The sequence below is a fragment of the Candidatus Paceibacterota bacterium genome (assembly GCA_035652395.1).
Lineage (GTDB): Bacteria > Patescibacteriota > Minisyncoccia > Phycocordibacterales > CAJBRS01 > JADGRH01.
This window is the reverse complement of the sequence record DASRDX010000013.1, coordinates 1-23,093: the sequence shown is the minus strand read 5'-3', so window position 1 is coordinate 23,093 and position 23,093 is coordinate 1. Positions and strand designations below refer to the sequence as shown.

The 23,093-nt window shown below is 45.0% G+C and carries 37 protein-coding genes and 32 tRNA genes; 57 read left to right on the top strand and 12 right to left on the bottom strand.

Features of this window, described 5'->3' with window-relative positions; all coding sequences use genetic code 11:
- Positions 1-15: 15 nt before the first annotated feature.
- The 12 genes from VFA52_04285 to VFA52_04230 all read right to left on the bottom strand — a co-directional run bounded on the left by VFA52_04285 (position 16) and on the right by VFA52_04230 (position 6,387).
- Positions 16-321, bottom strand: coding sequence for a pentapeptide repeat-containing protein (locus tag VFA52_04285; GenBank protein ID HZS43374.1), 306 nt, complete (start codon positions 319-321; stop codon positions 16-18).
- A 27-nt stretch (positions 322-348) separates the two neighbouring features.
- A complete protein-coding gene (locus VFA52_04280) occupies positions 349-798 on the bottom strand; it encodes a pentapeptide repeat-containing protein (GenBank protein HZS43373.1) in 450 nt (149 codons plus the stop codon).
- Between the two features lie 243 nt (positions 799-1,041).
- Positions 1,042-1,845 (bottom strand): DUF932 domain-containing protein, encoded by an 804-nt coding sequence (locus VFA52_04275; protein HZS43372.1) that lies wholly within the window; start codon positions 1,843-1,845, stop codon positions 1,042-1,044.
- A gap of 133 nt (positions 1,846-1,978) precedes the next feature.
- Positions 1,979-2,278 carry a hypothetical protein gene (locus tag VFA52_04270; protein HZS43371.1) on the bottom strand — a complete coding sequence of 100 codons (300 nt, stop codon included), beginning with the start codon at positions 2,276-2,278 and terminating at the stop codon, positions 1,979-1,981.
- A gap of 40 nt (positions 2,279-2,318) precedes the next feature.
- Entirely contained in the window at positions 2,319-2,531 is a 213-nt protein-coding gene (locus VFA52_04265; protein ID HZS43370.1) for a hypothetical protein, read from the bottom strand.
- 67 nt (positions 2,532-2,598) lie between these two features.
- The gene (locus VFA52_04260) at positions 2,599-4,470 is read right to left on the bottom strand and encodes a DEAD/DEAH box helicase (protein HZS43369.1); all 1,872 of its coding nucleotides are present in this window, start codon (positions 4,468-4,470) and stop codon (positions 2,599-2,601) included.
- A 56-nt stretch (positions 4,471-4,526) separates the two neighbouring features.
- Complete coding sequence (locus tag VFA52_04255; GenBank protein ID HZS43368.1) at positions 4,527-4,745, bottom strand: hypothetical protein; 219 nt, start codon at positions 4,743-4,745, stop codon at positions 4,527-4,529.
- A 117-nt stretch (positions 4,746-4,862) separates the two neighbouring features.
- A complete protein-coding gene (locus VFA52_04250) occupies positions 4,863-5,156 on the bottom strand; it encodes a hypothetical protein (GenBank protein HZS43367.1) in 294 nt (97 codons plus the stop codon).
- A gap of 52 nt (positions 5,157-5,208) precedes the next feature.
- On the bottom strand, positions 5,209-5,463 hold the full coding sequence (locus VFA52_04245; protein HZS43366.1) for a hypothetical protein: 255 nt from the start codon (positions 5,461-5,463) through the stop codon (positions 5,209-5,211).
- 21 nt (positions 5,464-5,484) lie between these two features.
- The gene (locus VFA52_04240) at positions 5,485-5,694 is read right to left on the bottom strand and encodes a hypothetical protein (GenBank protein ID HZS43365.1); all 210 of its coding nucleotides are present in this window, start codon (positions 5,692-5,694) and stop codon (positions 5,485-5,487) included.
- Positions 5,695-5,768: 74 nt separating this feature from the next.
- Complete coding sequence (locus tag VFA52_04235) at positions 5,769-5,972, bottom strand: hypothetical protein (protein HZS43364.1); 204 nt, start codon at positions 5,970-5,972, stop codon at positions 5,769-5,771.
- Positions 5,973-6,165: 193 nt separating this feature from the next.
- Complete coding sequence (locus VFA52_04230) at positions 6,166-6,387, bottom strand: hypothetical protein (protein ID HZS43363.1); 222 nt, start codon at positions 6,385-6,387, stop codon at positions 6,166-6,168.
- 2,391 nt (positions 6,388-8,778) lie between these two features.
- Between VFA52_04230 and VFA52_04225 the strand changes: the two genes are divergently transcribed.
- From VFA52_04225 to VFA52_03945, 57 genes are all read left to right on the top strand, one after another.
- A complete protein-coding gene (locus tag VFA52_04225; protein ID HZS43362.1) occupies positions 8,779-9,063 on the top strand; it encodes a hypothetical protein in 285 nt (94 codons plus the stop codon).
- A gap of 1 nt (position 9,064) precedes the next feature.
- The gene (locus VFA52_04220) at positions 9,065-9,490 is read left to right on the top strand and encodes a hypothetical protein (GenBank protein HZS43361.1); all 426 of its coding nucleotides are present in this window, start codon (positions 9,065-9,067) and stop codon (positions 9,488-9,490) included.
- Between the two features lie 46 nt (positions 9,491-9,536).
- A complete protein-coding gene (locus tag VFA52_04215; GenBank protein HZS43360.1) occupies positions 9,537-9,704 on the top strand; it encodes a hypothetical protein in 168 nt (55 codons plus the stop codon).
- A gap of 10 nt (positions 9,705-9,714) precedes the next feature.
- A tRNA-His gene (locus VFA52_04210) sits at positions 9,715-9,789 on the top strand.
- A gap of 251 nt (positions 9,790-10,040) precedes the next feature.
- Positions 10,041-10,184, top strand: a complete 144-nt coding sequence (locus VFA52_04205) for a hypothetical protein (protein ID HZS43359.1) — start codon at positions 10,041-10,043, stop codon at positions 10,182-10,184.
- Positions 10,185-10,272: 88 nt separating this feature from the next.
- On the top strand, positions 10,273-10,503 hold the full coding sequence (locus VFA52_04200) for a hypothetical protein (protein HZS43358.1): 231 nt from the start codon (positions 10,273-10,275) through the stop codon (positions 10,501-10,503).
- A 70-nt stretch (positions 10,504-10,573) separates the two neighbouring features.
- A tRNA-Phe gene (locus VFA52_04195) sits at positions 10,574-10,647 on the top strand.
- 1 nt (position 10,648) lies between these two features.
- A tRNA-Leu gene (locus tag VFA52_04190) sits at positions 10,649-10,735 on the top strand.
- A gap of 6 nt (positions 10,736-10,741) precedes the next feature.
- A tRNA-Leu gene (locus VFA52_04185) sits at positions 10,742-10,829 on the top strand.
- A gap of 211 nt (positions 10,830-11,040) precedes the next feature.
- Positions 11,041-11,129 (top strand) — tRNA-Ile (locus VFA52_04180).
- Between the two features lie 51 nt (positions 11,130-11,180).
- Positions 11,181-11,255 (top strand) — tRNA-Lys (locus VFA52_04175).
- A 6-nt stretch (positions 11,256-11,261) separates the two neighbouring features.
- Positions 11,262-11,341: transfer RNA gene (locus tag VFA52_04170), tRNA-Lys, on the top strand.
- Between the two features lie 71 nt (positions 11,342-11,412).
- Positions 11,413-11,504, top strand: a tRNA-Tyr gene (locus VFA52_04165).
- Positions 11,505-11,559: 55 nt separating this feature from the next.
- Positions 11,560-11,874 carry a hypothetical protein gene (locus tag VFA52_04160; GenBank protein HZS43357.1) on the top strand — a complete coding sequence of 105 codons (315 nt, stop codon included), beginning with the start codon at positions 11,560-11,562 and terminating at the stop codon, positions 11,872-11,874.
- A 312-nt stretch (positions 11,875-12,186) separates the two neighbouring features.
- Positions 12,187-12,262 (top strand) — tRNA-Ala (locus VFA52_04155).
- 1 nt (position 12,263) lies between these two features.
- Positions 12,264-12,339: transfer RNA gene (locus tag VFA52_04150), tRNA-Val, on the top strand.
- A 2-nt stretch (positions 12,340-12,341) separates the two neighbouring features.
- Positions 12,342-12,416, top strand: a tRNA-Arg gene (locus tag VFA52_04145).
- A 7-nt stretch (positions 12,417-12,423) separates the two neighbouring features.
- Positions 12,424-12,498: transfer RNA gene (locus VFA52_04140), tRNA-Arg, on the top strand.
- Between the two features lie 104 nt (positions 12,499-12,602).
- Positions 12,603-12,679, top strand: a tRNA-Asn gene (locus VFA52_04135).
- A gap of 33 nt (positions 12,680-12,712) precedes the next feature.
- Positions 12,713-12,787 (top strand) — tRNA-Thr (locus VFA52_04130).
- Between the two features lie 12 nt (positions 12,788-12,799).
- A tRNA-Thr gene (locus VFA52_04125) sits at positions 12,800-12,873 on the top strand.
- A gap of 45 nt (positions 12,874-12,918) precedes the next feature.
- Positions 12,919-12,992 (top strand) — tRNA-Thr (locus VFA52_04120).
- A gap of 2 nt (positions 12,993-12,994) precedes the next feature.
- A tRNA-Asp gene (locus VFA52_04115) sits at positions 12,995-13,069 on the top strand.
- 1 nt (position 13,070) lies between these two features.
- Positions 13,071-13,144 (top strand) — tRNA-Glu (locus tag VFA52_04110).
- 10 nt (positions 13,145-13,154) lie between these two features.
- Positions 13,155-13,229, top strand: a tRNA-Glu gene (locus VFA52_04105).
- A 4-nt stretch (positions 13,230-13,233) separates the two neighbouring features.
- Positions 13,234-13,320: transfer RNA gene (locus tag VFA52_04100), tRNA-Leu, on the top strand.
- A 12-nt stretch (positions 13,321-13,332) separates the two neighbouring features.
- Positions 13,333-13,407 (top strand) — tRNA-Ile (locus VFA52_04095).
- Positions 13,408-13,412: 5 nt separating this feature from the next.
- Positions 13,413-13,495, top strand: a tRNA-Met gene (locus VFA52_04090).
- A gap of 6 nt (positions 13,496-13,501) precedes the next feature.
- Positions 13,502-13,575: transfer RNA gene (locus tag VFA52_04085), tRNA-Gly, on the top strand.
- Positions 13,576-13,622: 47 nt separating this feature from the next.
- The gene (locus VFA52_04080) at positions 13,623-13,976 is read left to right on the top strand and encodes a hypothetical protein (protein HZS43356.1); all 354 of its coding nucleotides are present in this window, start codon (positions 13,623-13,625) and stop codon (positions 13,974-13,976) included.
- Between the two features lie 197 nt (positions 13,977-14,173).
- Positions 14,174-14,249: transfer RNA gene (locus tag VFA52_04075), tRNA-Trp, on the top strand.
- Between the two features lie 12 nt (positions 14,250-14,261).
- A tRNA-Arg gene (locus tag VFA52_04070) sits at positions 14,262-14,336 on the top strand.
- A tRNA-Arg gene (locus VFA52_04065) sits at positions 14,337-14,412 on the top strand.
- A 58-nt stretch (positions 14,413-14,470) separates the two neighbouring features.
- The gene (locus VFA52_04060; GenBank protein ID HZS43355.1) at positions 14,471-14,770 is read left to right on the top strand and encodes a DUF5317 family protein; all 300 of its coding nucleotides are present in this window, start codon (positions 14,471-14,473) and stop codon (positions 14,768-14,770) included.
- Between the two features lie 325 nt (positions 14,771-15,095).
- Positions 15,096-15,182, top strand: a tRNA-Ser gene (locus tag VFA52_04055).
- 149 nt (positions 15,183-15,331) lie between these two features.
- Positions 15,332-15,407 (top strand) — tRNA-Cys (locus VFA52_04050).
- A gap of 2 nt (positions 15,408-15,409) precedes the next feature.
- Positions 15,410-15,484 (top strand) — tRNA-Gln (locus VFA52_04045).
- 16 nt (positions 15,485-15,500) lie between these two features.
- Positions 15,501-15,575 (top strand) — tRNA-Gln (locus VFA52_04040).
- Positions 15,576-15,593: 18 nt separating this feature from the next.
- On the top strand, positions 15,594-15,800 hold the full coding sequence (locus tag VFA52_04035; protein ID HZS43354.1) for a hypothetical protein: 207 nt from the start codon (positions 15,594-15,596) through the stop codon (positions 15,798-15,800).
- The gene (locus tag VFA52_04030; protein HZS43353.1) at positions 15,800-16,321 is read left to right on the top strand and encodes a hypothetical protein; all 522 of its coding nucleotides are present in this window, start codon (positions 15,800-15,802) and stop codon (positions 16,319-16,321) included. The genes VFA52_04035 and VFA52_04030 overlap by 1 nt, the downstream gene beginning before the upstream one ends.
- Positions 16,321-16,611 carry a hypothetical protein gene (locus tag VFA52_04025; protein HZS43352.1) on the top strand — a complete coding sequence of 97 codons (291 nt, stop codon included), beginning with the start codon at positions 16,321-16,323 and terminating at the stop codon, positions 16,609-16,611. The genes VFA52_04030 and VFA52_04025 overlap by 1 nt, the downstream gene beginning before the upstream one ends.
- Positions 16,612-16,614: 3 nt before the next feature.
- A tRNA-Pro gene (locus VFA52_04020) sits at positions 16,615-16,702 on the top strand.
- A 9-nt stretch (positions 16,703-16,711) separates the two neighbouring features.
- Positions 16,712-16,790, top strand: a tRNA-Pro gene (locus tag VFA52_04015).
- Between the two features lie 55 nt (positions 16,791-16,845).
- Positions 16,846-17,223 carry a hypothetical protein gene (locus tag VFA52_04010; protein ID HZS43351.1) on the top strand — a complete coding sequence of 126 codons (378 nt, stop codon included), beginning with the start codon at positions 16,846-16,848 and terminating at the stop codon, positions 17,221-17,223.
- Between the two features lie 128 nt (positions 17,224-17,351).
- On the top strand, positions 17,352-18,644 hold the full coding sequence (locus tag VFA52_04005; protein ID HZS43350.1) for a hypothetical protein: 1,293 nt from the start codon (positions 17,352-17,354) through the stop codon (positions 18,642-18,644).
- 2 nt (positions 18,645-18,646) lie between these two features.
- Entirely contained in the window at positions 18,647-18,919 is a 273-nt protein-coding gene (locus VFA52_04000; GenBank protein HZS43349.1) for a hypothetical protein, read from the top strand.
- A 33-nt stretch (positions 18,920-18,952) separates the two neighbouring features.
- Positions 18,953-19,312 (top strand): hypothetical protein, encoded by a 360-nt coding sequence (locus VFA52_03995; GenBank protein ID HZS43348.1) that lies wholly within the window; start codon positions 18,953-18,955, stop codon positions 19,310-19,312.
- A gap of 168 nt (positions 19,313-19,480) precedes the next feature.
- The gene (locus tag VFA52_03990; GenBank protein HZS43347.1) at positions 19,481-20,116 is read left to right on the top strand and encodes a hypothetical protein; all 636 of its coding nucleotides are present in this window, start codon (positions 19,481-19,483) and stop codon (positions 20,114-20,116) included.
- Positions 20,117-20,228: 112 nt separating this feature from the next.
- Complete coding sequence (locus VFA52_03985; protein HZS43346.1) at positions 20,229-20,465, top strand: hypothetical protein; 237 nt, start codon at positions 20,229-20,231, stop codon at positions 20,463-20,465.
- A gap of 9 nt (positions 20,466-20,474) precedes the next feature.
- Entirely contained in the window at positions 20,475-20,657 is a 183-nt protein-coding gene (locus VFA52_03980) for a DUF3008 domain-containing protein (protein HZS43345.1), read from the top strand.
- Positions 20,657-20,977 (top strand): hypothetical protein, encoded by a 321-nt coding sequence (locus VFA52_03975; protein HZS43344.1) that lies wholly within the window; start codon positions 20,657-20,659, stop codon positions 20,975-20,977. Before VFA52_03980 ends, VFA52_03975 begins: the two co-directional genes overlap by 1 nt.
- 5 nt (positions 20,978-20,982) lie before the next feature.
- On the top strand, positions 20,983-21,222 hold the full coding sequence (locus VFA52_03970; GenBank protein ID HZS43343.1) for a hypothetical protein: 240 nt from the start codon (positions 20,983-20,985) through the stop codon (positions 21,220-21,222).
- Positions 21,215-21,505, top strand: a complete 291-nt coding sequence (locus VFA52_03965) for a hypothetical protein (protein ID HZS43342.1) — start codon at positions 21,215-21,217, stop codon at positions 21,503-21,505. The genes VFA52_03970 and VFA52_03965 overlap by 8 nt, the downstream gene beginning before the upstream one ends.
- 2 nt (positions 21,506-21,507) lie before the next feature.
- Positions 21,508-21,708 (top strand): hypothetical protein, encoded by a 201-nt coding sequence (locus VFA52_03960; GenBank protein ID HZS43341.1) that lies wholly within the window; start codon positions 21,508-21,510, stop codon positions 21,706-21,708.
- Between the two features lie 2 nt (positions 21,709-21,710).
- Positions 21,711-21,971 carry a hypothetical protein gene (locus tag VFA52_03955; GenBank protein ID HZS43340.1) on the top strand — a complete coding sequence of 87 codons (261 nt, stop codon included), beginning with the start codon at positions 21,711-21,713 and terminating at the stop codon, positions 21,969-21,971.
- Positions 21,972-22,168: 197 nt separating this feature from the next.
- Positions 22,169-22,774: a histidine phosphatase family protein gene (locus VFA52_03950; GenBank protein HZS43339.1), complete on the top strand. Its 606-nt coding sequence runs from the start codon at positions 22,169-22,171 to the stop codon at positions 22,772-22,774.
- Between the two features lie 11 nt (positions 22,775-22,785).
- On the top strand, positions 22,786-23,043 hold the full coding sequence (locus VFA52_03945; GenBank protein HZS43338.1) for a hypothetical protein: 258 nt from the start codon (positions 22,786-22,788) through the stop codon (positions 23,041-23,043).
- The last annotated feature ends 50 nt before the right edge of the window (positions 23,044-23,093 follow it).

Below are 23,093 nucleotides of genomic sequence, written 5' to 3'. Positions count from 1 at the left end.
ACCATCCGCCTTTCCTTAACGCAATTGCTTTAAAGCCGATGCAATCTGCCCTTCTCCAATCCGCTTACCGTGGATGATTAATTCCAACACGGAAATGCGCGGAACAATTTCGACGATTGCCCCACTGAGATATGTGCCGCTGAGATTTACGCCTCTAAGATTTGCACCGCTTAGGTCCGCACCATTTAAATGTGTGCCTCTAAGGTTTGCATTAACTAATTTCACACCCGCCTTAATGGCGGTCTCTACTGCGTCCCGTATATTCTCAGCTTTGCATGTATAGAGCACTTCACCCGTTTGAGATTTAATTGTAATCTTCATTTTTCGTCTCTTTCAAAAAATATGCGCCTAAAAGTCTGCGCCGCTGAAGTCTGCGTCGCTAAGGTCTGCGTCACTGAGATTTGCACCACTGAGGTTCGCAAACCTGAAATATACACCGCTAAGATTTGCGCCAATAAGGTTTGCGCCAATGAGATTCGAGTCACTGAGGTCCGCATCTCTGAGATTTGCATCGCTAAGGTTTGCGCCGATAAGGTTTGCGCCTCTGATGTCCGCGTCTCTAAGGTCCGCACCCCTGAAGTTTGTGCCCCTAAGATTTGCGTTCCTGAAGTCCGCACCCTTGAAGTGTGCGCCGCTAAGGTCCGCACCCCTGAAGTTTGCGCCCCTAAAATTTGCATTAGCAAATTTCACACCCGCCTTAATCGCGTCTTCTACTGCATCCCGTACACTTTCAGCTTCGCATGTATAGAGCACTTCGCCTGTTTGGGATTTGATTGTAATCTTCATTTTTTCATCCATTTGTGTAATTTAGAGACACTTACGCCCATAAAGACGAGTGTTATAACCGTAACCACAACGAAAAGCACCAACGGAATCCACAATGGGGAGAGCACCCACCACCAACTCCAATGAATGTACCCAAGAATTTTAAGCGCAATAAACAATAAGGTTAAAAGACCACAAAAAGTTCCGTTATTCATATTTTTTATTCCTAAAATTTTTTGGCACTATTCTCGGCTAGCGCCTGCCGTGAGAAGAGAGTTACATTTTCGATATGGCTACTTGCTCAGCCAAGGACCAAAGGGACCTGTTAAGGTTGATATTTTGGTCTATGCCGCGAACTTCTCTTGTTTTATTGCGTCGGCCATTATTATAGTAACGGTCTCCGCCACGAACGACCGCCTCTTGCACACGATTAAACACATGCCACAGGTCGCTGCCGTTGTCGTCATAACGGCGAACGCGAAGGGCTTTTTCCGCTGTAATAGGCGAACCTTCGGGATAACGAAGTGTCAAGGCTTGTTCGGCAAAGGATTGCTGTTCTGCTTCAGTCAATGTAATTTGCCGCCATGCCGCAATTGCCGATTCAACTATAGGAGCACGCTTAATCAACTCAAAGCTTCCCGTCAAAACATCTTGGACGATATTCCCCATGTGACGAACATGGATTGATTCCGCCATACCATCACTTACAATCATTCCATTAGAACAAACTAGACGAAATACCCCAAGCATAAGCTTATACGCTGAAGTACCGTCATGGGAATTGACCAAAACCAACTCTAACTTGGAATCACCGACCTTTGTCATATCGCCGGCTTGGGATTGGAAACGTATCATATGTTTTGTGAAAAAATGCTTTTCTTCGATGCGAGAATTAGATTGGCTGGCTTGAATAGGATAAAACCCGTTATTTCGCATCGCGTCAATCACTTCGGAAGTGGGAATAAATGCATACCGCTCACTACGCTCCCGCCAAGCTTGCCCAGCAAAAGCACTCGGAGCGAATACCTGTATCTGTTCGTCGGTCAGTGGGGTGTAATTGCGGTTGCCGTTTCTAATCATTTTTTAACTTCCTTTCCAGCCTGTTCGGCTCTTTCAATGTTTTTCCGCTTCCCTGCGTGGTGAAACAAGAATAAACCGATTCTCGATTAAAATCAATAGTACTTTAGTACTGATTTTTAGGCCCTTTCCGAAATTACCGCGCCTCGCGCTCCAATCTAGCGTATTCCGCAAAAGATTTTGAAAATCTCAAAGTACTAATACCGTACTCAAGGACGGGGCAAAAATCATCCGACAAAATCTCTTGTTCCATCTCAAAAGCTTTTTGACGGGCTTTTCCGATATTATGGAAAACAGGCGCGTGCCTAAAGTAATCCACTATATACTTCGGATTCTCTCCGTCAGGATACCAAAGGTTCTCGATTGCCTGAGCATGAATCACTCGAATTTCACCGTCAGCAAAACACCCGATATAAATTCCGTTATCTGCGCTCATTGTCAAACCTCTTTGCCTTTTTCCAACCTGTTCGGCTCTTTTACGACCCTACAAAAAGAAAAAATTTATTGCCTCTCCTGCGGAAACCTTCTAATGCCAAATCTGCGATAGAATGCCCCCACACTCCAAATTTCAGCCGATTCTTATAAATAAGTTTGTAACCCTCTCGTACAGCATTAACAAAAGATTGTAGTGTCCAGCCATTCGGATTGGAATCGAATGCAATTTTCAAGGCGGTTTCCGTTTTAGCCATTTCGTGTTATATAATCTCCTGTGTGGATTCGCCATTGTACATAACTTCGCGCAATGCCCCACGCTTGTCAAGCTAGTACACACAAAATATCTTGTGGTATTTGACGATGATATTTACGAACTAGCTTAAGTCCACAATGTGCCATCTTTTGCGTGAGGCGAGGCGCATTTGCCAAAGACTTGCCAAACGCGCTGTCCAATTTGTTAAAACCACATTCATCAAGCAAATGTGCCCCGTCACACGCATTAGCCAATATTTTGAGTGCTCGATGAATAGCATCAATTTGGGCATCCGTTAAATTTGGCGTATCTTGCTTTGGAGCAGCATTATTCTCTGTTGGCGCGAACGAATAAATTTGTGGCTCCGAAGGAATTACTTTATCGAGAGCCTGTTCGATGTTGGCTTGCTTCTCTACGATTATTTCGACCATTCTGGCGTCCAAGGATTTGTCCAAAACAAGATGTTGCACCAATACAGGGTTGGTTTGCCCGATGCGATGCAATCTGTCTTCAGCCTGTGTGACATTGCCGGGCACCCAATCCAGTTCCGCAAATATTACGGTAGATGCAGCCGTCAAGGTTAATCCGACGCCAGCCGCTTTAATGGTTCCGACGAACAAACGGCAAGACTTGTCATTTTGAAATTTGTCCACGGCAATTTGTCTATCTTCTGCCGCTGTACGGCCATCTACCGTTACACATTGACCGGAGAATTTTTGGGCAATCGCGTCCACCACATCATGATGATGGCACATCACCACCAATTTGTCTGTCTCGTCCAAAGTTTGCTCAATGTGCTCCAAGACAAACGGGATTTTTGCTTTCGCCGTGTCATGGCGAAGATTGGCCAATACGGAGAAAGCCGCCGTTTTGGACTCCAATTCAGCCTGTTCGAAAGCTTCGTAGGCTTTTTTCTCACGCTCGATAATTTCATCCAAACCATCGGACGCCAGCACAATGATTTGACGGCGCTTCGGAGGCAAGTCTGCCAATACATCCTTTTTCAGCCGACGAATCATAATGGACGACCGAAGCTTTTGCTGCAATTCCTCTAGATTGCTCGCGCCAGAAACGTCCAACGCAAAGCCATTATGGTGCGCGTCGCAATAACGTGAAACGTAGTACTTCCAATTTCGTCCTAGTCCGTTTGGTTCTAGAGATTTTAATAGTGGCCACAGTTCGATTGGCCGATTGACAATCGGGGTACCGGTCAGAAAAATTTTGCGTTTCGCTGGTATAGGTTCTATGCGGTCACCACCTTTGCCACCGCCTAAAACCTGACGGGTTCGCGCCGCTTTGTAGTTCTTGAGATAGTGGCACTCATCGCAAATTAGCAAATCCCAATTGATAGAGCGGATAGCGAATTCGTGCTTTCTCAGAATGTCGTAATTGATTATAACAACGTCAGCCGAAGGAAATTCACCGTTAGCGACCGCAATCGTTCGATTGGGAATCGTGTTCCATTTCGTAAATTCACGCATCCAATTAAGTTTGAGACTAGCGGGACAAACAACTAGGACACGCTTTGCTTCAGTGGCGTTTGCAATGCCGATGGCTTGAATGGTCTTGCCGAGTCCCATCTCGTCCGCAATGAGCGTATGTGGCCGATGGATGGCGTAGGCTATGCCCGCTTTTTGATAAGAAAGATAATTAAGACCGCTAGGCGAAGGAATTTCAACGGCCGCGTCGGTGGCACGGCTGGCTTTTTGGCTTTCGGCGGCCCGCTGCGACATTTCATTAAGAATTTTAGCCGCCGCCGCGTCGGCATATTTCGCCATCTTCGCCGCCACGTTGTAATCCGTGGTAAACCACACGCTCTTTATATTCGCGTCCCACCGAAAACCAGCACCCTTGACTGCCTGATAGTCCGCTCGCCAAGCATTGCCCGTGGCAAGCACGGCCTCAAAGCGATTGCGTTCCGCGTGATAGGTTAATTTCATAGCTGGCAGTTTAGCAATTCTTCAGGAAAATAGTCAATGGTACGAAAGTTCTATTACTAAATTTTTTCAAATTGTCCTTCGCGCAAACAAACGTCCCATCCTCCGAAAGCAATAACGTGCCAGCCGCTGCGCTTAAACGTACCTGGACATGGATACAGATATAATCCCAATTGTCCAGGTTCGACCGTTCCACAAGGTTTGCCGCCGCGTCCGGCTTGACCGCGTTCAACGCAATCGGCTTCTACCAAAATTCTGACAGATTCGCCGTATGTCATCTTATTGCCTTTCGCGTCTAATAGGCCAAAAGAAGCCAAATGTTTCTGGGACCTGCCTTTTGAATCGCATTCATTTCAGCCGCGACAAACGGACAAAGATACCTTCCACTCATCAGCCTAGAACACGAAGCCTAGCAAGCAATGCTCGTAGTGCGCGTCGTGCCCCTCTTGCAAGTACTCGCGCGATTCAAGAATCACGGCCTGATGCTCATCACGATAGACTAGCGTTGCCGTGAGCATCTCGTTCCACGTCATGCCAACTCCCTTGGCGCTCCACTTCTCACCAATAGGCGAAAAGCGGAGTTTCTCCCACGTGATGTCAACTGTGCTGAGCGTGCCATCCGCTGACAGCACGCTCAACTTGTGCGCTGGAGGTATGGTCTTGACTTTCTTGACTACTTCTACTTTCATTTGTTCCTCCTGTCGGACTCTTGTCTAGGACTCCGTGGACGCGATAGTACGGCTATCGCGCTTCATCCTGCCTTTCTACTTCAAACCACTCGCTAACAACACGCTCGCCGTTAACAAGCAGTTCGTAAGGCACGGTCACCCACTTTCCATCTATGGTGGCAGACGCAACCATCACGAAACGGTTAAGTTCCGCGTCCCACGCAGCAATCGCATTTTGCTTGCCGTTATGCGCAAGCCTCAGATTTTGAGGATTGGCAGGATTGCTGTAGGCTTCACGAATCACTTCAACGGCAGGTTTTGCTTGCATTGTTCTATCCTTTCTAGGTTTTTATCCAGCAGACCTTACAACACGAATGCCTAGGCCGTTCAGCCTTTGGCAGACCTTTGCATAGGTTGATTGGCTGTAATCCCTATGAAAAACCTGAGCATACTCTTCCGCAAGCAAGTCCGATAATTCAACATCGGGGATAATCTCGTCGTACTCGCCTACTACTCTTTCAACGACATTATCAATTGGATTTAGCGTATAGGTTTTCATTTGCCGCCCATCCTTTTTTTACTCGTAATAAACTCCGCCCAAAGCACCACGGACGCGCTTGAGTCCAAGGTCCGTCAGAATGGCATGACGGTCGCGGCGAGCTCTTCGCTTACTTTGCGGTATTCTTTTTTGGTGAATCCACCGTATGAATCAATCTTTTTCTCTACTACCATGCTCACATAGAAGAGTTCTTCCCAAAGATGCTTGTCCTCTCTTGCGCATAATTCCCTTGACCTATCCAAAAGCACCAAAATCTTGATATACTTTTCCTTGTTCATTGCTGTTTCTCCCTGCCGATGTGAATGATGCGATAGGAATTTAATTTTGTAAATAGTACTTTGGTACCGATTTTTTGGTGGTACTTCTGCCGTGTCCTGTCGCTTATTTTACATATCGGTCTATGCGTATAATAAGCGTCCGTGCCAAAACGGCTTATTAAAGATGGATAAAACACAGACGCGGCAGAGCGTGCTATCGCGTCCCTTCGGGCATGCGGTAGGCTACGCCACCATGCAAAGAACGGACGGGCACTGCGCCGCGACGAATGACGGAATTGCGTAGCGCCTCGGCATAGCGACCAGCATAAGACTTGGCCGTGCCCTTTAATTGATAGTGCAAGTAGGTCTGGATGGTGTAAAAACGGCCTGATGCGGTCGTCTCAAGATAATCTTGCGTGTACTGAGATTCTTTCATTGACTCCCTCCTTTTTCCACGGTTTCCATTCCTTCTGCGCTGAGAATATCGTAGGAAGATTTAATTGTAAATAGTACTTTGGTACTGATTTTTGATAGTACTTCTATTTCCCGAACATGACACTTTTTGTCAAAACGCAATTAGAGCCTATTAGAACGATTGCGACAGGCGAATGAAGGGAGAGCGCTTAAAACAGAATTACGAACGTCCTAGGCGCTCTTTTGGCCGATGGTGCCCGTCCTGGCGAACATCCTGATGCCCGCTGTTAGGCGAAGCGCAGCAATCGGTGGATAACGAATGTGTCTAAACGGTTACTAATTTGGTGGCGAGTTTTGCCACATCGAATCGAGACCGCCCTTCGATAGAAAAATGTGAAATTTTCTGATTGCGAAAATTGGTCAATTTTTGGAAATGCTTGGACAGAATTAAGTCTTTTGTTTTCAACGTACAAATTCTGTCCCAAGATTCTGTCCTAAGAGGGAGACAGACACCTATTTTTTGACCAAAAAATCAATTATTTTTTATATAAAAATGGCACCCATATGCAAATTTTATCGTCTGTAAGTAATTGCAAATAAATATGTTTACTATTATTTTCGTTTTTTCTTCGCCTATTAATAAATGATGATAGGGATATTGGAAAGTGTGTCTCCCACACTACTGACGGCATTTTGTGACAGAATTCGGTTACTGAAAATAAAAGACTTAACATCAAAATGCTGTCACTGGCGCGGTCGGAGTGGGTAGTAACTAGAAAATTACTAGTTGGCCACCACTGTTAATTTTCTAGTTACTACCTTGCAGTCAATTTCCTGCAAAACCCAATAAAAGCCCGTAAGGTCCGACGAAACACCTATAAAAAGCCTATATATTGACCTTATAGGTTGCGGACGAAACAGGCATAAAACCCGAAGAAACGCGGAATATGCATTTTATTAAGTTATTGATTTTATTATAGTTATGATAAAAATTTAGCTAAAAGTGACACTTTTTGTCAATACTTGCGGGGCCATACAGTCATCTTATGAGAGAGAGTCCATGCGGGGCCGCTGGAGACTGAGGAAACAATGCGGCTGGTAAGAGACGGCCCTGGTGGACGGTTTAGGATTCGGACCTTACGGGAACGTGCGCGAACACGTTCTCTCAATATTAGATTGAGACAGTCTCAATATGATACTGAGATAGTCTCATAATTGAGACATATGCTCGACACTTGCGACGATTCTCATTTTTTGTGGCATTTTTGCCACAATTTCGCAAAAAATGTTGTATTTTTACCACAAAACGGGTAAAAATGTTACAAAATTCGGTTTTGCGGTACTAGTACTAATCATTGACATGTAAGATAACCTTACATTTCAAGCTTACAAGTCTAGTATTTACAATAATTTGCAAGAAAAACGAGCAAGAAAAACGGCGGAAAAGTAGCGCGCTGCAAGTGAGTCCGAACGGCAGTCCAGGCCGCAAATCGAGACGACATAAGTCCTTTATTTTCAATGGTAATAGTACTCATAGTATTACTAGTACTCATAGTACGAGGCGGCTTTTAAGGGGGTGTGAAACGCCCCAAGGCCCCTTCGTGGCCGTGGACGTGGACGTTGGTTCATAAATTACAGAAAACAAAGGTACTAGGGGTAAATGACCCTTCCCAACTGACCAAACAGACCTGTTTCTAAAAATGGGGTATATGACTCGGTGTTGTAAAAGAACCACACCCGATTTTAGAACGAACCGAAAATCGTCTCAATTTGAGACAAACAGTTCTCATTATGACACAGACTTTAATTGGCAACACCTATGGGCGTCTCAAAGTGAGACAGTTTTCTCATAGTGAGAAGAATAAGCGGTATTGGCTTTGCGACTGTGATTGCTCAAATGAGACAGGTCAGAATAAACTTGTATTGGCCCGTGAAGATAAACTTGTATCGGGCCGAAAGAAGAGTTGCGGCTGTTTGCGGGCCGAACTTAATTTGAAAAGGCATTTAGAGAAATTAGACCGATTGGCCGAACGTCAGAAGCAGGTTGACTTTAAACTTAGGACTTTAAGGACCACAATTAAAAAGTCTAATTCCTTTCGGACGGGTTCTATAGGGTATAAGCATAGGCTATTAAAGTCAGTCCTCATAGAAAAGCATACCCCTAAAACTGACTTGCTTTGGCACATTAACTTTTATGAGCAACTTTTAAAGGACGGCTGTTATTATTGTAAAGCCGAGCTAGAACCCGAAGGCTGTTCCGTAGATTGGATTGATTCGGAAGTCGGAATGGCCTATAATGCTATTGCGGCATGCCAACGCTGCCGTGAAATTAGACACATACACAACCTTACATTTGATGAGATGTGTTTGTTGTCGCCTGCTTTGGAATTAATACAAATTCAAAGGAAACTTAATGACCGACATAATAAATAAAACACGTCCAAGTTGGGGTATGATGAAAGAAGCCAATCTTTTAAAAGAAGAGGACAAAGACACAACTGATTCGGCGTCCGACCAAGCCGATTTAGCCGCCTTAACCGAACCCGATATAGACCCAACGGCTTATACCGATATGGAAAAAGATTTGAGGTCGTTTATTGATTTTAAAAAATCGGCCAAAGACCTTGAGTTTCGGCAGCAAGTAATAAAAGCGTTCAAACATTTGGGACTTGATACAAGAAAGTTTTTCGGAGAGTAACATGCCTCTAAACGAACAAGAAAAAGCCGCTCTATCTAAAACTCGCGGCAGATTGGCCGCAGGAATTAAAGACCCCGAACAGCGCCGAAAATTTATTGCCGAACAAGGCGAAGTAGATAGAAGGGGCGGAAAAGACACCGACTACGCCGAATTGATGCAAAAGACTCAAGGCGAGGAAACAAAACAGGCTTTAGGCCAAGTCTTAGGTTCTTATAAGCATGGCGGCACGGTTCCTCGCACAGGCTTATATAAATTACATGCCGGAGAAAAAGTAATTCCCGCCGAAAAGAAAACGGATATGTGTTCGGATGAGGCATATCCACAGCGCCCCATGCCGCTTAAATCTAATCATGGCGAAGCCACGGTTCGGCCAAACGCCGCTCTTAAGGCAGCCGAAAAGCAGTATGGCACGGCAGGAAGAAACTAAGAAAGCAATTGAGTTTTGAAAAATTGGTTGACAGGAGAACATGAGCATGCTAAAATTTGTTCTAGTTGTGGTAGGTTTTGCTGTCGGTTTTGGCGTGGGTCGTATCAAGAACGCGGCCAAGCTTTCAAAAATACGTGAAGTTGTTTCAAAATTTGAATCGGGTCTTATAGCCGACGCGAAAAGCGTTATAAATAAAATTAAGCAGCACATTTAATTAAACCGAGGTGTGGATGATGTAACGGCAGCATGGCTCTCTGTGAAAGAGTCAGTGTAGGGTTCGATTCCCACTCTTCACCCCAAAAAAAACTGTTGACAAATTTTAAGAGTTGTTGTAGATTTTTTATCGAAGAGTTATGCTGGGCGTAGTCGAGGCTACAATTAAAAAAAAAACATGCCCGGTTTAAGCCCGCGCCAGCGGGAAAAAACCCGAAAATAGTTCTTGACAAGTTTTCGGGTTGCGTGGTAAAGTAAAGCGCAGAGTGAGGGCCGTGAGGTTTTCTACTACTCCTTACCTTCAACCCACGGCCCTCAAGGCTGAAAGGATAAAAAATTGAAAACGTATAAAATTACCTTGACTCAGAAGATAAAGATTGAAGCCGAGGCCGAAACCCCTCAAGCCGCTTTGCAGCAAGCAAAATCTCAGGTTGAGGGCCGCAAGTTCGAGCCTGATAATTACAGCGTTAAGGAAGTTTAAGGCATGGCAGACCGTAAACAATTCGAGCACGTTCCAACGTCGGACTCGGAGTTGGTTCGCCTTTTGAAGGAAAAGAGTTAAGGGGCCAATGATGATTACGGAATCCGTAGCTGAGCTTGATTTTGAAGAACGTCAAGAAGCATCGGCGTTAGAGTCGGAAATCATGGATGACCCAGAGAGCGCGGCAGTAGCAATTGTTGCCCTTCGTAAGTACTGCCGTCTTTTGGAAACGGGCCTTGGGGCACATGAGGCACGCGAAAGTGTTTGGGGAGGCCATGCGGAATTATATGGTGGAAGAAAGGCCCGAAGAAAGCTTTAAGCAGTCGCCCGTATTCGGCTTGCTGCATGAAGCGGGCCATTCTAGATTCTCAGAAAGTCAAAGTTTCTGTCCCTGTTTGGTGTAGTGGCCGCACCCCTGTCTGAAGAACAGGTAGTCGTGGTTCGATTCCACGGATAGGGGCCATGCTTTTGTGGTGGAACAGGCAGACGCGCCGCACTCAAAACGCGGTGGGCACAGTCCCGTGGGGGTTCGATTCCCTCCAAAGGCACCAAATTTTGCGCTGCTGGCGGAACAGGCAGACGCAGGAGACTTAAAATCTTCGGCCTTAAAACGGCGTGGGAGTTCGATTCTCTCGCAGCGCACCAATTCGATTATCAAGAGGCAATATGCCGCATTACAATATACCCAGGCAAATGAGGTCGGGTAAGTTGCCCGAATCGGACAGGCACACTTTAACTCCGAAGTATTTATTGGGCCATGAAAATAGATTTGACCCAAATGTTTTTACGCCGGAGCAGATGATTCAGAAAGGAATTTTGCGCGGTAAGCCCGCTCCTGTACAGCAAATTTAAGTTTACTCGATAGCGGCGGTCCGCAGCACGCTCTTATAAAGCGTCGGGGCAGATTACCCTTGCTGGAAGGTTCGATTCCTTCATCGAGTACCAATTTTGTGTGATAGAAGGAACAAACGGAGAGTTGTTCCCAACAAAATTTTTAGTCCGCAGGTGTTATGACGGCATTACTCCCTCTTAAGGAGATAGGTGACGGTTTGAATCCGTCGCGGACTACCAATTTTTCGCCTTGTAGCTCAATTGGTAAGAGCACACGCCTTTTAAGCGTCGGGGTTGGAAGTATCCAAATCTTCCCAGGGCGACCAAATTTTAAGCGCGAGCCGTTATATTCCGAATGGAACTTTGGTTTATAAAATTTACGTAAAGCAAGTTTAATGGAGAGGTTGGGGCAACAGGTCGCCCTACCGGGCTGTAACCCCCGGCATCCCAATGTGGATACTGTAGGTTCGAATCCTGCCTTCTCCACCAATTTGTTTCGCAGTCATTTTTAAAAAGTCCCCTTTACAAAAGGGCTGAGGGAAACATGTTAAATGCTAAAATAGCGTGGGATTGGACCGCATCCGACCCGCAAATTGTTTTTGACCATTTTGAAGTTTGGGATGCGGATTTGTCAAATAATGTTGTAGGAACAGCGCCGAGACCTGACGGAGCGGACGTAAAAACTACTCCTACCGATGCCGCGCCGTTGGTTCTTCAATACGCGAACCCAGGCGGTAAGGCGGTCGCTATTTATGCGGTTGATAATCTGGCTCAGAAATCAAGTCCGGTGTTTTTGACTTTTACGCTGACACAGCCAGTCCCAAACCCTGTAACCAACGCCCGTTTCCTTGGCCAGTAATATTCTGGCGTTGGGTTTGCTTGATTAAATATTTTTTGAGAAAGTTAGTGTGCAGACCGCGCAGCGCCCGTTGAGAGGAAGTCGTTCAATTAGTCCGAGGCGTAAAAAGTATCGGCTTGAATTTTTCGTACTCCGCTGATGTAGTGGTAGCATGGATGCCTGATTAGCGTCTCGTCAAGGTTCGAGTCCTTGGTGGAGTACCAAGTTTGGGATTACACTCAGGAATACAAACGGGCGTATTCTTGTGTTAGGTGTGGAGAGTCCGAATCTTGTTGTTTGGGACTCAAGCTTATTATAGAGGAGATTCATTTTGGGCGAGTAGCTCATTCAGGAGAGCGCCGCACTTGCAATGCGGAGGCGGCAGGGGCAGAGCCTGTTTCGTCCACCATACGCTGTTAGCAAACTGGTAGTATGCGCTGGTCCTACAAACCAGAAGGAATGGTTCGATTCCATTACGGCGTACCAAAAGGCTGTTCGTTTAGAGGAAAAGACAGCGGACTACGAATCCGCAGACGCGGGTCCGACTCCCGCACGGCCTTCCAATTTTTAGGACTGTTAGGCTAACGGATAAACCAATGCGCTTCGAACGCATAATTAAGGGTTCAAATCCCTTGCGGTCCTCCAATAGTTATAATGCAGCAGTGCAGAGAAATAGCAAGTGCCGTAGTTATGAGATACTTCTTCTAGTGTGAAAAAAGACTTATAACGCTTGTTGCCTTGCTTTTTATTCCAGTCTGGTCCAATTTGGCAGGACGCTTGGCTGTTAACCATGAAGGTCTGGGTTCGAGTCCCAGGGCTGGAGCCAAATTTTGAAATTTTTAAAGTGTCGTAAAATAATGCACGATTAGTTTAATTGGTAGAATGGCCGTTTTGTAAACGGCGGGAGTTGGTTCAAATCCAACATTGTGCTCCAATTTTTAAGTTTGCTTTGTTGGTCTAGTGGCATGACAGCGGTTTCGTAAACCGCGAGCCGTGGTTCGATTCCACGACGAAGCTCCAAAAATCGCTAAGTTTTTAGTTGACAAAATAAAAGTTTCATGGTACGCTTTGTTAGTTCAATGGTAGAACGCGCCCTTGGTAAGGGTGAAGTGAAAGTTCGATTCTTTCACGAAGCTCCAACGGTGCTAGGGTCAGTTGGTAACGACACGGCCCTGTCACGGCTGAAGTCTGGGTTCGATTCCCAGTAGCACCGCCAAGGCCCTGTCGTCTAAAGGCAGGACATTAGATTCTCAATCTAAGAACAGCGGGTCAGTACCGCTCAGGGTCACCAATTGGATAATGGCGAAGTCGTCTAATGGCCAGGACATCAGCCTTTCAAGCTGAGAACGAGGGTTCGACTCCCTTCTACGCCTCCATTTTGCGTCTGTGGATGGAATTGGGCAGACACGCCAGTCTTAGAAACTGGTGCCTTCGGGCGTACAGGTTCGAGTCCTGTCAGGCGCACCAAATTTATGATTTCGTTCGGAAGCTAATCGGCTAGGCGGCGTTCTCATAAAGCGTGCATGGTTGGTTCGATTCCAACCCGAACGACCAATTGAAGCGGGGATGTGCTCCGGGTGCACACAAGACTCATAACCTTGTGGCTTGTCCAAAGTGGGTTCGATTCCCTCCCCCGCAACCAATTTTAGCGAAGTTAGTTTAGTGGCAGAACAAAACCTTGCCAAGGTTTGAGTACGATTTCGATTATCGTACTTCGCTCCATTTTTGTAGTATATGAGTATTCATTAGATTTAACCGTGAGGTCTCTGATGAGTCGTTCATATAGAAAGCCGTATGCTAGTTTTGTTTGCGGCTCCAATAGTGCTCGTTGGGATAAAACACAAGCAGCGAGAGCCGTTCGTCGCACTCAAAACCAAGCCATTAAGAAAGTTTTATCGAGTGGCGATTGGGACGAGTTTTTGATTCCCGACAGGTATGAGTGCAGTCATAACGATGTTTGGGATTGGAGCCGCGATGGAAAGCAAGTTTACATGGCCAAGGATTCACAGTATAATAATCCTTTTGCTTATGTGAATTATGGGGATTTTGAGTTCGCTGTAAACTGTATGTTGGAAAGACAGAAACATACCGACAATTGGATTGCTAGGCTTTCAAGAAAATAATTTTTCGAGTCGCCAATCGCTGACTTTGTTACAATGTCGTCGAACGCTGACTTTCTACGTCGCTATTTTTTGTCTGGAAAAGGAACGTGCCGACAAGAAAATAATTTTTCGAGCGGGCGTGGTATAAAGGTTGTGCCTCAGCCTTCCAAGCTGAAGAAGACGGGTTCGAGTCCCGCCGACCGCTCCAAGTTTAACGCGAGTCATAGGTGTTAGTGGCAGCATATCGGTCTCCAAAACCGTAGGGTGGGGGTTCAAGTCCCTCATGTCTCGCCAAAAAGTTTTTAAGGCTCTGTCGTTCAACGGACAGGACCGCTGACTTCTAATCAGCGTATGCGAGTTCGATTCTCGCCGGGGCCTCCACGATTTGTCGTTTAATCGGATAAGACAGAAGTTTCCTAAACTTCTTATGCGGGTTCGAGTCCCGCCGAGTCGTCCAAAATCGAGGCACAAATATGAGGCCGTTAAAAGTAATGCTTTGTGCTCTCGTGTCTATCGTGAGTTATATATTAGGTGGTTTATTAAACGTTGCCGCCATATCGGCAAACAACGGTATGATGCCCGTTTATGTAGGAAAATTGACGAATCAAGAAATTTTTCTTGACAATGAGCACGTTTCAATGGCAACATACAGTCATTTGAAGATTTTATGTGACTATATTTCAATCGGAGATACGATAGCAAGTCCCGGAGACGTTTTATTGGTTTTAGGATTCTTGGGACTGATTGTTTCTTTTCTTGTGGCTACATATCTTATTGGAAAAGCCGTAAAGAATAAATTGAATTTGGTGAACTAGGCTATCGCGGAACGGTGGCTCCCTCAAACCGTAAGGTGTCGTCAAGGCGTACCTTGAGCATCGTATTACAGGGGGCGAAATTCCGAGGAAGTTCAGGACACATCTCAACATCAGACCGTGGAAGTTGCGGGCCGAGTAATTGGACGGGTAAGCCTCGATATTCTAATTATTGGCGGATAGTTAGAATCATTGGAGTCGAGAAACTCCCTCTGAGTGCAATGCCAAATAGGGCGGGAGTGAGTTGAGCACGCAGAACGCCGGGTAGGCAGCTTAGATGGATGATGGCCGTTATACAGAATCCTGGCTATTGTTCACCACATTATACGGAGTGCTGGCGAAATTGGTAGCCGCACTTGTTTGCTAAACAAGCGACCGAAAGGTTGTGGAGGTTCAAATCCTTCGCACTCCGCCAATTTTAGAGGGTAGCGGGAGATGGTTCCCAACTAGTCTTGAAAACTAGGCTAACCGAAAGGTTAATCGTTCGACTCGGTTATCCTCTGCCATTTTATAGTGTCACATATTTTACCATAAGCGTTTTACAGTGAAATATGTGACACTTAAGCACGAGTAGCCAAGTGGCAAGGCATTCGTCTGCAAAACGAATATACGAAGGGTTCGATTCCCTCCTTGTGCTCCAATTGCTTTGTCGAATAATTGGCAATTCGCAAGTCTTTGAAACTTGTTATTCAGGTTCGAGTCCTGACGAAGCAACCAAATTTTGAAATTTTATTGCGATGTCATTCAATTGGTAGGATGCTAGTCTCTGAAACTAGTCATCTTGGTTCGAGTCCAAGCGCCGCAACCATATTTGAGTTTTAAGCAGATGAACATATCAAAACAAGCATCAATGGGAAAGTATCTTTCTCATGGCGAGGATTTTCTTCATTTGATAAATAGGAATGGAGAAATACTTTTCTCAATTGATGGAAAAGGCACAGTACACACTCCAAGAATTACGTTTTTTGACGGAACTACTCAAATATCGGCGGCTGCCATAACCGAAACTTCAATTGATGCGGGTACTTTTTAATGAGTCTTAATGTATCTATTCAGCTTTATCGAGGAACGAAATCTAGTTTGTCAACTTTGCCGTCCACGGGTTTTGCGGGTGTACTTGCGTGGACAACAGACACTAATGAAATTTATGTTGATACTGGAAGCGGAACTGGAATACCTGCCGCTTGGTCTAGATTAGCCAATGATGTAAAAGTTTTTACGGCAGCCGACCAAACATCTAGGTTGGCGCTAACTGGTGTTCTTATCGGAGATTTGTGTTTACAAGCCGATAACAATCGTACATACATTTTAACTGACGAGCCAGCGTCGAATAATGTAAATTGGACAGCCATAGGAGTTACATCGGGAACGACTATTCAGGGTTTATCGGCACCTGTAACTCATCAGTTTGTGACATATATTGATAATAACGGTGTTCAGCATTTAGCACAACCTTCATTTGCTGATATTTCAGGCTTACTCGCTCAAACTCAATTACCGACTTCGATTGGAGCAGGCTCAAGCCTAACGAATATAGATTGCGGTAGCTTCTAATGGCTAGAAATGTAGGTATTCAAGTTTTGCGCGGCATTAAAGCAAATATGCCCATATTGCAAACGGGAGAGTTGTATTTTGCAACAGATGAAGCTCAGCTTTATGTCGGAACTTCGTCTGGAAATCAGTTAGTTTTGTTGCATCAGTTGGGTGTAGGTAATGGGGGTATTCAGACAGTACGTGCTCCTCAGAAAGGAACTGGCGACGGGCCGTCTAATCCACGCGATATAGTTGGTTTTTTGAAAATAGTTTTGTCGGGAACTACATATTGGGTTCCTTTAATGCAATAATTTCGAGTCATAGGCGGGTAAATGGAAGCCCTCTGGTTTTGGAAACCAGTGCCTAACGGCCTTGCAGGTTCGAGTCCTGCTGATTCGACCAATTTTTAATCGAGAATTAGAGAAGCCTGGTTGTTCTCGCCTGCTTCGGAAGCAGGAGGTCCAAGGTTCAAATCCTTGATTCTCGACCAATTTCTGACCCCGCTGTTTCAAACGGCGGGGTTTTGTATTTATAGCGGAGAAAACATGACAGCAACACAACAGGCTTTGTATTCACAAAATAGTTCTCAGAACGGCTCGACGGTGGCTACTGCGTGGCCTCAAGTCACTCCCAATGCTGTTGGCGGGCAGAATTTGGATTTGCTTCAGATTGTGGATAATAATGGCGGTAAAGTTCTCTTAAATGTTGATTATACAGGAACGGTTCATAACCCTGCATCTAACTTTACAAATGGCACCCGCATCGGACAGTTTTTAACCCACCTAAGTTCGACGGCCACTACCGCTCAGTTGTTCGCAGATGCTTTTTCTAATCCGTCAAAACTTGATATTTTGCAGGTCATAAACTCTGGCGGAAATATTCACTATTATTTGGATTATTTGGGTGTAGCTCACGGCAGTTAATCTGTGAGGCTTTTATGAGCCTTTTACGTTTTATAGCAACAAGGCTTTGCCCTCGTTGCGGACGTGTTTTAGAACAGCGCGAACACGGTCAAGAAGTTAAATGTGTATGCGGATGGATTTGGAAGTAAATGTCAACCGATAATAAATTGAGAGCTATCGCATTTTTGGGGCAGTATCAGGCCGCAGGCGTTAATTTACAAGACGGAGAAGTTTGTCCGTTGCAGGTGACGCAAGACGGCAAATTGATTACAAACGCTAGCAGTGCGGCTGTTACAAATGTAAATATATCTGAAATTGCGGGGTCGCCTGTTACAATATCAAATGCTCTGCCCGTAGAACTTTCGGATGGAACAAATTTATTTGGTAATCCTTCAAATCCCATTAGTGAAAACATGGCCCAATGGGGCGGAGCCGCAGTAGGTGCGGCGTCGAATATTTCAGGAGATGGCTCACAGGTTGCCCCATTTTACAGGCCCATTCCGAGAAGATATGCCTCTATCTCTACTTCTACTCCTTTAGGAGCGGGAGCAAGTTTTGTGTCGGCTTGGGTGGATACTCAGGCAACTGGAGGTAATTGGGTTGTTTTGCAGCACCGTGCTGATGTTGCCAGCGGGACGGTTTCGATTCAGGGAACAAATGATACATCTGTTCCAAATTTTACAGCAACTCTTAATACTTTAGGACCTGGCGGAAGTGCGGTTCCAAACACTACTTATACTTGGGGAACCTATATTCCAACTAGGTATTGGCGTGTTAACTATATTAATGGCGGCAGTCCGCAAACCACATTTAATTTGACGGCCTTTGAGGCAACAGTTCCTCCAAATTTAGTAATTGGCGGAAATGGAAGCCAACCTCAAATTAGTCCAAATCAAGGCACTTTATCAATTTCGACAACCGGCGCCATTGTCGTGGCAGCCGGAACGAATGTTTCTGGGGCCACGCCTGATAATATTAGAGAAGATGTTCAAAATTCAGGGGGCGCGGCCCGCCCTATGGGTTCGGCGCAAATGCTTTTACAATCCGCAGTTGGAACTCCCACTTGGATTGAAGCCCGAACGCCTAGTACATTTAAGACCGCAATCGCCACGGCGGCAGGAAATACCGCTCTTTGGACTCCAACAGCCGGAAAGAAATTTCGTTTGATGCGATTGGTTTTTCAGCTTACTGGAAATGCGGCGCAAGCCGCAGCAGGCATATTAACAATAGATTTACGAGACAATGTAACTTCAACAAATATCACTTTTAGTGCGTTTGTTCCGAGTACTGGCGGAATAACATTTACTGATGACCATTATACGTATCTTGACCTTGGTAATGGAATTTTATCGGCAGCGGCTAACAATGTTTTGAACATTAATCTTAGCGCCGCTCTTACATCAGGGCATGTTCGTATTATTGCAATGGGAACAGAGGAATAATAATGGCTACACATACATATGTAGTTAGTTCGGCTTCTTATGTTCCTTTGAACGACCCTAATGCGGACCCTCTAGTAACTATCGTGGGTACTGTAGACGGTGTGGATGTTACAGTTCAAATTTGGTTGAGTGCCATAAAACAGGCGGCGCAATCGGGCGGTATGGCAGCCGTAAAAAATTTAATTGCGCCAATTATGTTAAATCAGGCACTTATTAATAATCCGCCTCCGCCGCAGCAGCCAGTTCAATTACCAACCGGAACTTTTGTTCAATAAAGAGGATTTATTATGGCTATATCACAAGTGAATATGTCAACTCCAACGAATCAGTTTGTATTCACTGATTCCGTGATGGGAAATTCTCCCGATGGAGTTAAAGCATCTAGTGCGGTTTTGTATGGGGTTCGCGCCGATAATTCGGCTAACGGAACTCCCGTTTATGTGAAATTGTATAATGCGACTTCAGGAAGCGTTGTTGTGGGCACTACTGCGCCCGATGAAATTATTTATGTCCCAGCCAACTCAGTTGTAACTCGTACATATTTTACTGGCGCTTCGGTTGGAGTGACTTTTGCAACGGCCCTTACGGCGGCTTGTGTAACTTCGGGAGGAACGGCTGGAACTACATCGCCAGCCCTTTCCGTGTCCGTTTCTATTACATACGCATAATTATTCTTTCGGTTTAACCGAAGAAAATCAACTGTCTTTAAACATTGAGCACTTAGACAGTGTGCTTTAGATTATGCCCATTTAGGGCATTTTCTATTAAAGCGGCAGGGAGCGAACATCGTAACTCGAATATCGTAGCCTTGTTCGTATATAAAGGAGAAAAACAAAATGGGTGTAATTAAATCGTATCTTATTAACGGCGGCAACCCCGTAACTGTTGGCGGAGTAGGAACGGCGATTAAGTATTTCGCTAACGTTCCCGGCGCGGCCAATTGGAACAGCGGAGTCAGCGGAGTTAATGCTGGAGTGAGCGGAGCGCAGACTCAGGGTCAAACTCCAAGTTCTACCAGCAATGCCGGAGGTTTGCAGGTTCCGGGTAATAACGAGTTGAACGGCCAATTGTTCCGTGTTACGGCATCTGGAAATATTTTATTCGGTGCGGGCGAAGCTTCTACAACTGGTAAGGTTGGGTTGTATTTGAGCAACGTTGCAGCCGGAGTTGCTCCTAACTATCAGACAATTCTTGAAGAGACTATTACAAACCAGGCTCAGGACGGAGTTTTCTATCCTTGGACAATTGATGTCTATATGCAGGGAGACACAAGTTCGGGCTTGTTGCAGTTCTACAAGAATGCGTGGAGCATGATTAACGGCACTGCCACATCGGCGGCTGCTGGTACCCCGATTAGCGGTATTAGTTTTGCAACCGACCCCGCTTTCGTATTGGTAGTAGGCGTTACATTCGGAGCATCAAACTCTGGAAATAGCGCAAATATGTACCAATTCCAAGTAAGTTTGCCATAAAAAGTTAGAGACTGACGGGGCGCACGGATGAAACGCGCCCCTCGTCATCTAGTCTGTGGAATCCAGAACAGGATGCGCGTGATAGTCGCGCCAAATTAAACGGGACTTAATTATGGCAGACGAACAGAAACAGTTACGCATAGACGTAACAAACGAAACGGCGTATAAGGTTGGGGTTGTTCAAATGTTGCAATTACTAGACGACCGAACAGCCTGTTTAGCCGAAATGAAAAAGAAAGTAGATAGGCACGAAACAATCGTTCAGGTTGGGAAATGGGCGTCTATTCCAATTTTGGGGCTTTTTAATTTAGCAATTAAAAGCATACTTCATAAATTGGGTTGGGGATAAGGAGTGTTTATGCCAGCGGTATCACGCGCACAGCAAGCGGCAATGGCCATTGCTGAACACGAACCAGAAAAATTATATGAACGAAATAAGGGGCTTTTAGAGATGTCTAAAAAGCAGTTGCACGATTTTGCGGCTACTTCTAGAAAGCATCTTCCTTCCTATGCTCATGCCAGAAAAAAGAGGAACGAATAATGGCGGAAAAAAGTTGGCTGAAAAAGATTTCTGCCTTAAAAAGATTAATTTCTGAAGTAGGTCCTTTGTGGCCTAAAAGCACTCGTCTTTCTGGCTATGCCGAAAGCGGACCCTATCATTGCGAAGATTGCGTTTATTTGAAAGGAAAGAAAGAAGGCGAAATTTTTGTGGATAAAGAGGGCCAAGGGCGCTGTATGCACCCCGTTGTTATAGCCGACCGAGAAACTAAAAAGGATAAGAATTTTCTTCCTATCGTTAATATACAAAAAGGCTGTTGTGAATTTGTGGAGCCGCCCGAAGATGAGGAAGAATCGGAGTAATTTATATGCATGCTAAACATGGATTTACAAGAACTACCATAGAACATCATGCGGACGGCAGTTCGACGATAGTACATGAACGCCACGATGGTGAGAAGAAAACTCATGCGGTAGCAGATTTGGATGGAGTGCACGACTCTTTGGAAGACCATCTAAGAGTTCCCGGCGATGAGGAAGAAGCAATGGAAGAAAAAATCCATCCGGGAATTCATGAAGAGATAAAAGAAGGTTTAAAACATGGCTAAGAAAAAACACGCTGGCCACGGCTATCATCGTACTCATATTGAGCATCACCATGATGGCTCTGCTACGGTTCATCATGTGCATGAAGACGGCCCAGAGCACGACAGAAAGCACGCAGTGGCTAATTTAGACAAAATACACGACAGTATTCAAGACCATTTGGGGCAACCGAATCCAGGGGAAGCGGAAGCCGACATGGGAAACCACGGCATTCCTGCGGAGCAAGCAACCGCAGCCGGAGTTCCTGTTGTGCCGTCCCAAACGCCTCAAATGCCCGGAGCATAATCATGGCAGATAAAGTTAAAAATCCTTCGTTGTACAGAGCAATGCATCATCTTCGTAAAGGTGGATTGCACAGAGCGTTGCACGTTCCCGAAGGCGAACCGATTCCTGAGTCTAAACTAGAGGCGGCAACGCATTCGGAAAACGAGCACGTTCGGCACATGGCCAACTTTGCTAAAACAATGAAGGGGTTTAAAAAGGGATAAGCATGTTTGAAAAATTAAAGATTGGATTTGTTGCATTAACCAATAGAAGCCTAGTGGCTCCAATTTTTAATTTGTTTTCTGGCCGATGCACTTTTTTTGCGATTGTTTTTACTGTGGTAGGAATCAAGCTCGCTTTAATTGGTAAATTAGATGCAAACTATGCTTTATTTGTAGGCGCAATTCAGTCATTGTTGGTTTTGCATTCATGGAAAGAGGATATTGCGGAACAAAACGAAATTAAACGTATGAAAAATTCATCCTAGAGGCAGAGATGTGTAATGAGGAAGCCCTTAAAAAAGTTATAGGTATTTTGATGTCTCAACTCGAAGAAGAGCGTCAATTAAGGGAAGACCTCGTAAAGTTCTTGATAACGGGAAAATTTTTCATATCATCAAGAAAAATCATTTCTGAAAAAGATATAGAAAATAAAATTTTGGAGTTGTCGGGAGTCGGGTCGTAAATGGAAAAGACTGTAGCTTTCATAGTTCGTCATGGGTCAACCCGTCTTAACGATGAAAACAAATACAGAGGCCAATTGGATGTTCCATTAGACGAACGTGGAAAAAGAGAAGCTAAGGAAGTTGCAGAGTTTCTGAAAAATCAACCAATAGGACAAGCTTGGACTAGTGATTTAAGACGGGCAAAAGATACGGCAAAAGAAATTCTAAAGGGCCGAGGTTTAAAAGCTATTCCTACGGAAAAATTGCGACCTTTGGATTCGGGAAAATTTGCGGGAAAGAGCAAAGACGAATATAAAGAACAGATGGAATATTATCACGAACATCCAGAAGAGAAAATTCCCGGCGGCGAATCTATTAATGGGGCCAATAATAGGATGAGAAAACCTCTTCTTAAAGCATTTCGCGCGGGATTAAGAGGAAAGCCTAGTCTTGTTTCGGCACATGCTAGTGTGATACACAGCGCGGGGCACTTGTTGCATAATAACCACAAAGCGGCTTTGGTGAAACCTGGAGGAGCCGTAAAAGTTATTTATGATGGAGAGAAATTTAAAGCTCGCCCCATATTTAAAGCTAAGATGGAAGATGAGAAACATTATGCATCTTAAAGAGGTGACACATGGCAGCTCTCGATAATATAGCATCAAAATTGATGGAAGCAAAAGAAACTCTAAGAAAGGCAAAAGAGTGGGCACCGCCATTGAAGATTGGCACACCGATGGCTCCTAGTGTTCATCCTAGCTATGCCAACGCGGCCTATTCGGCTGTGAAAGACGCGGCAAGAAAAGCCCTGTCTTCACCGCAAACAGAAAAAGAAGCTAAAGACATAGCATCAGGAATAAATTGGAGATTGCAACAGCAAAAATCGGTGAAGTAGAGAAGGTAAACAATGCCTTTGGCGGGATTAGAAAAAGGTAAAAATAATTT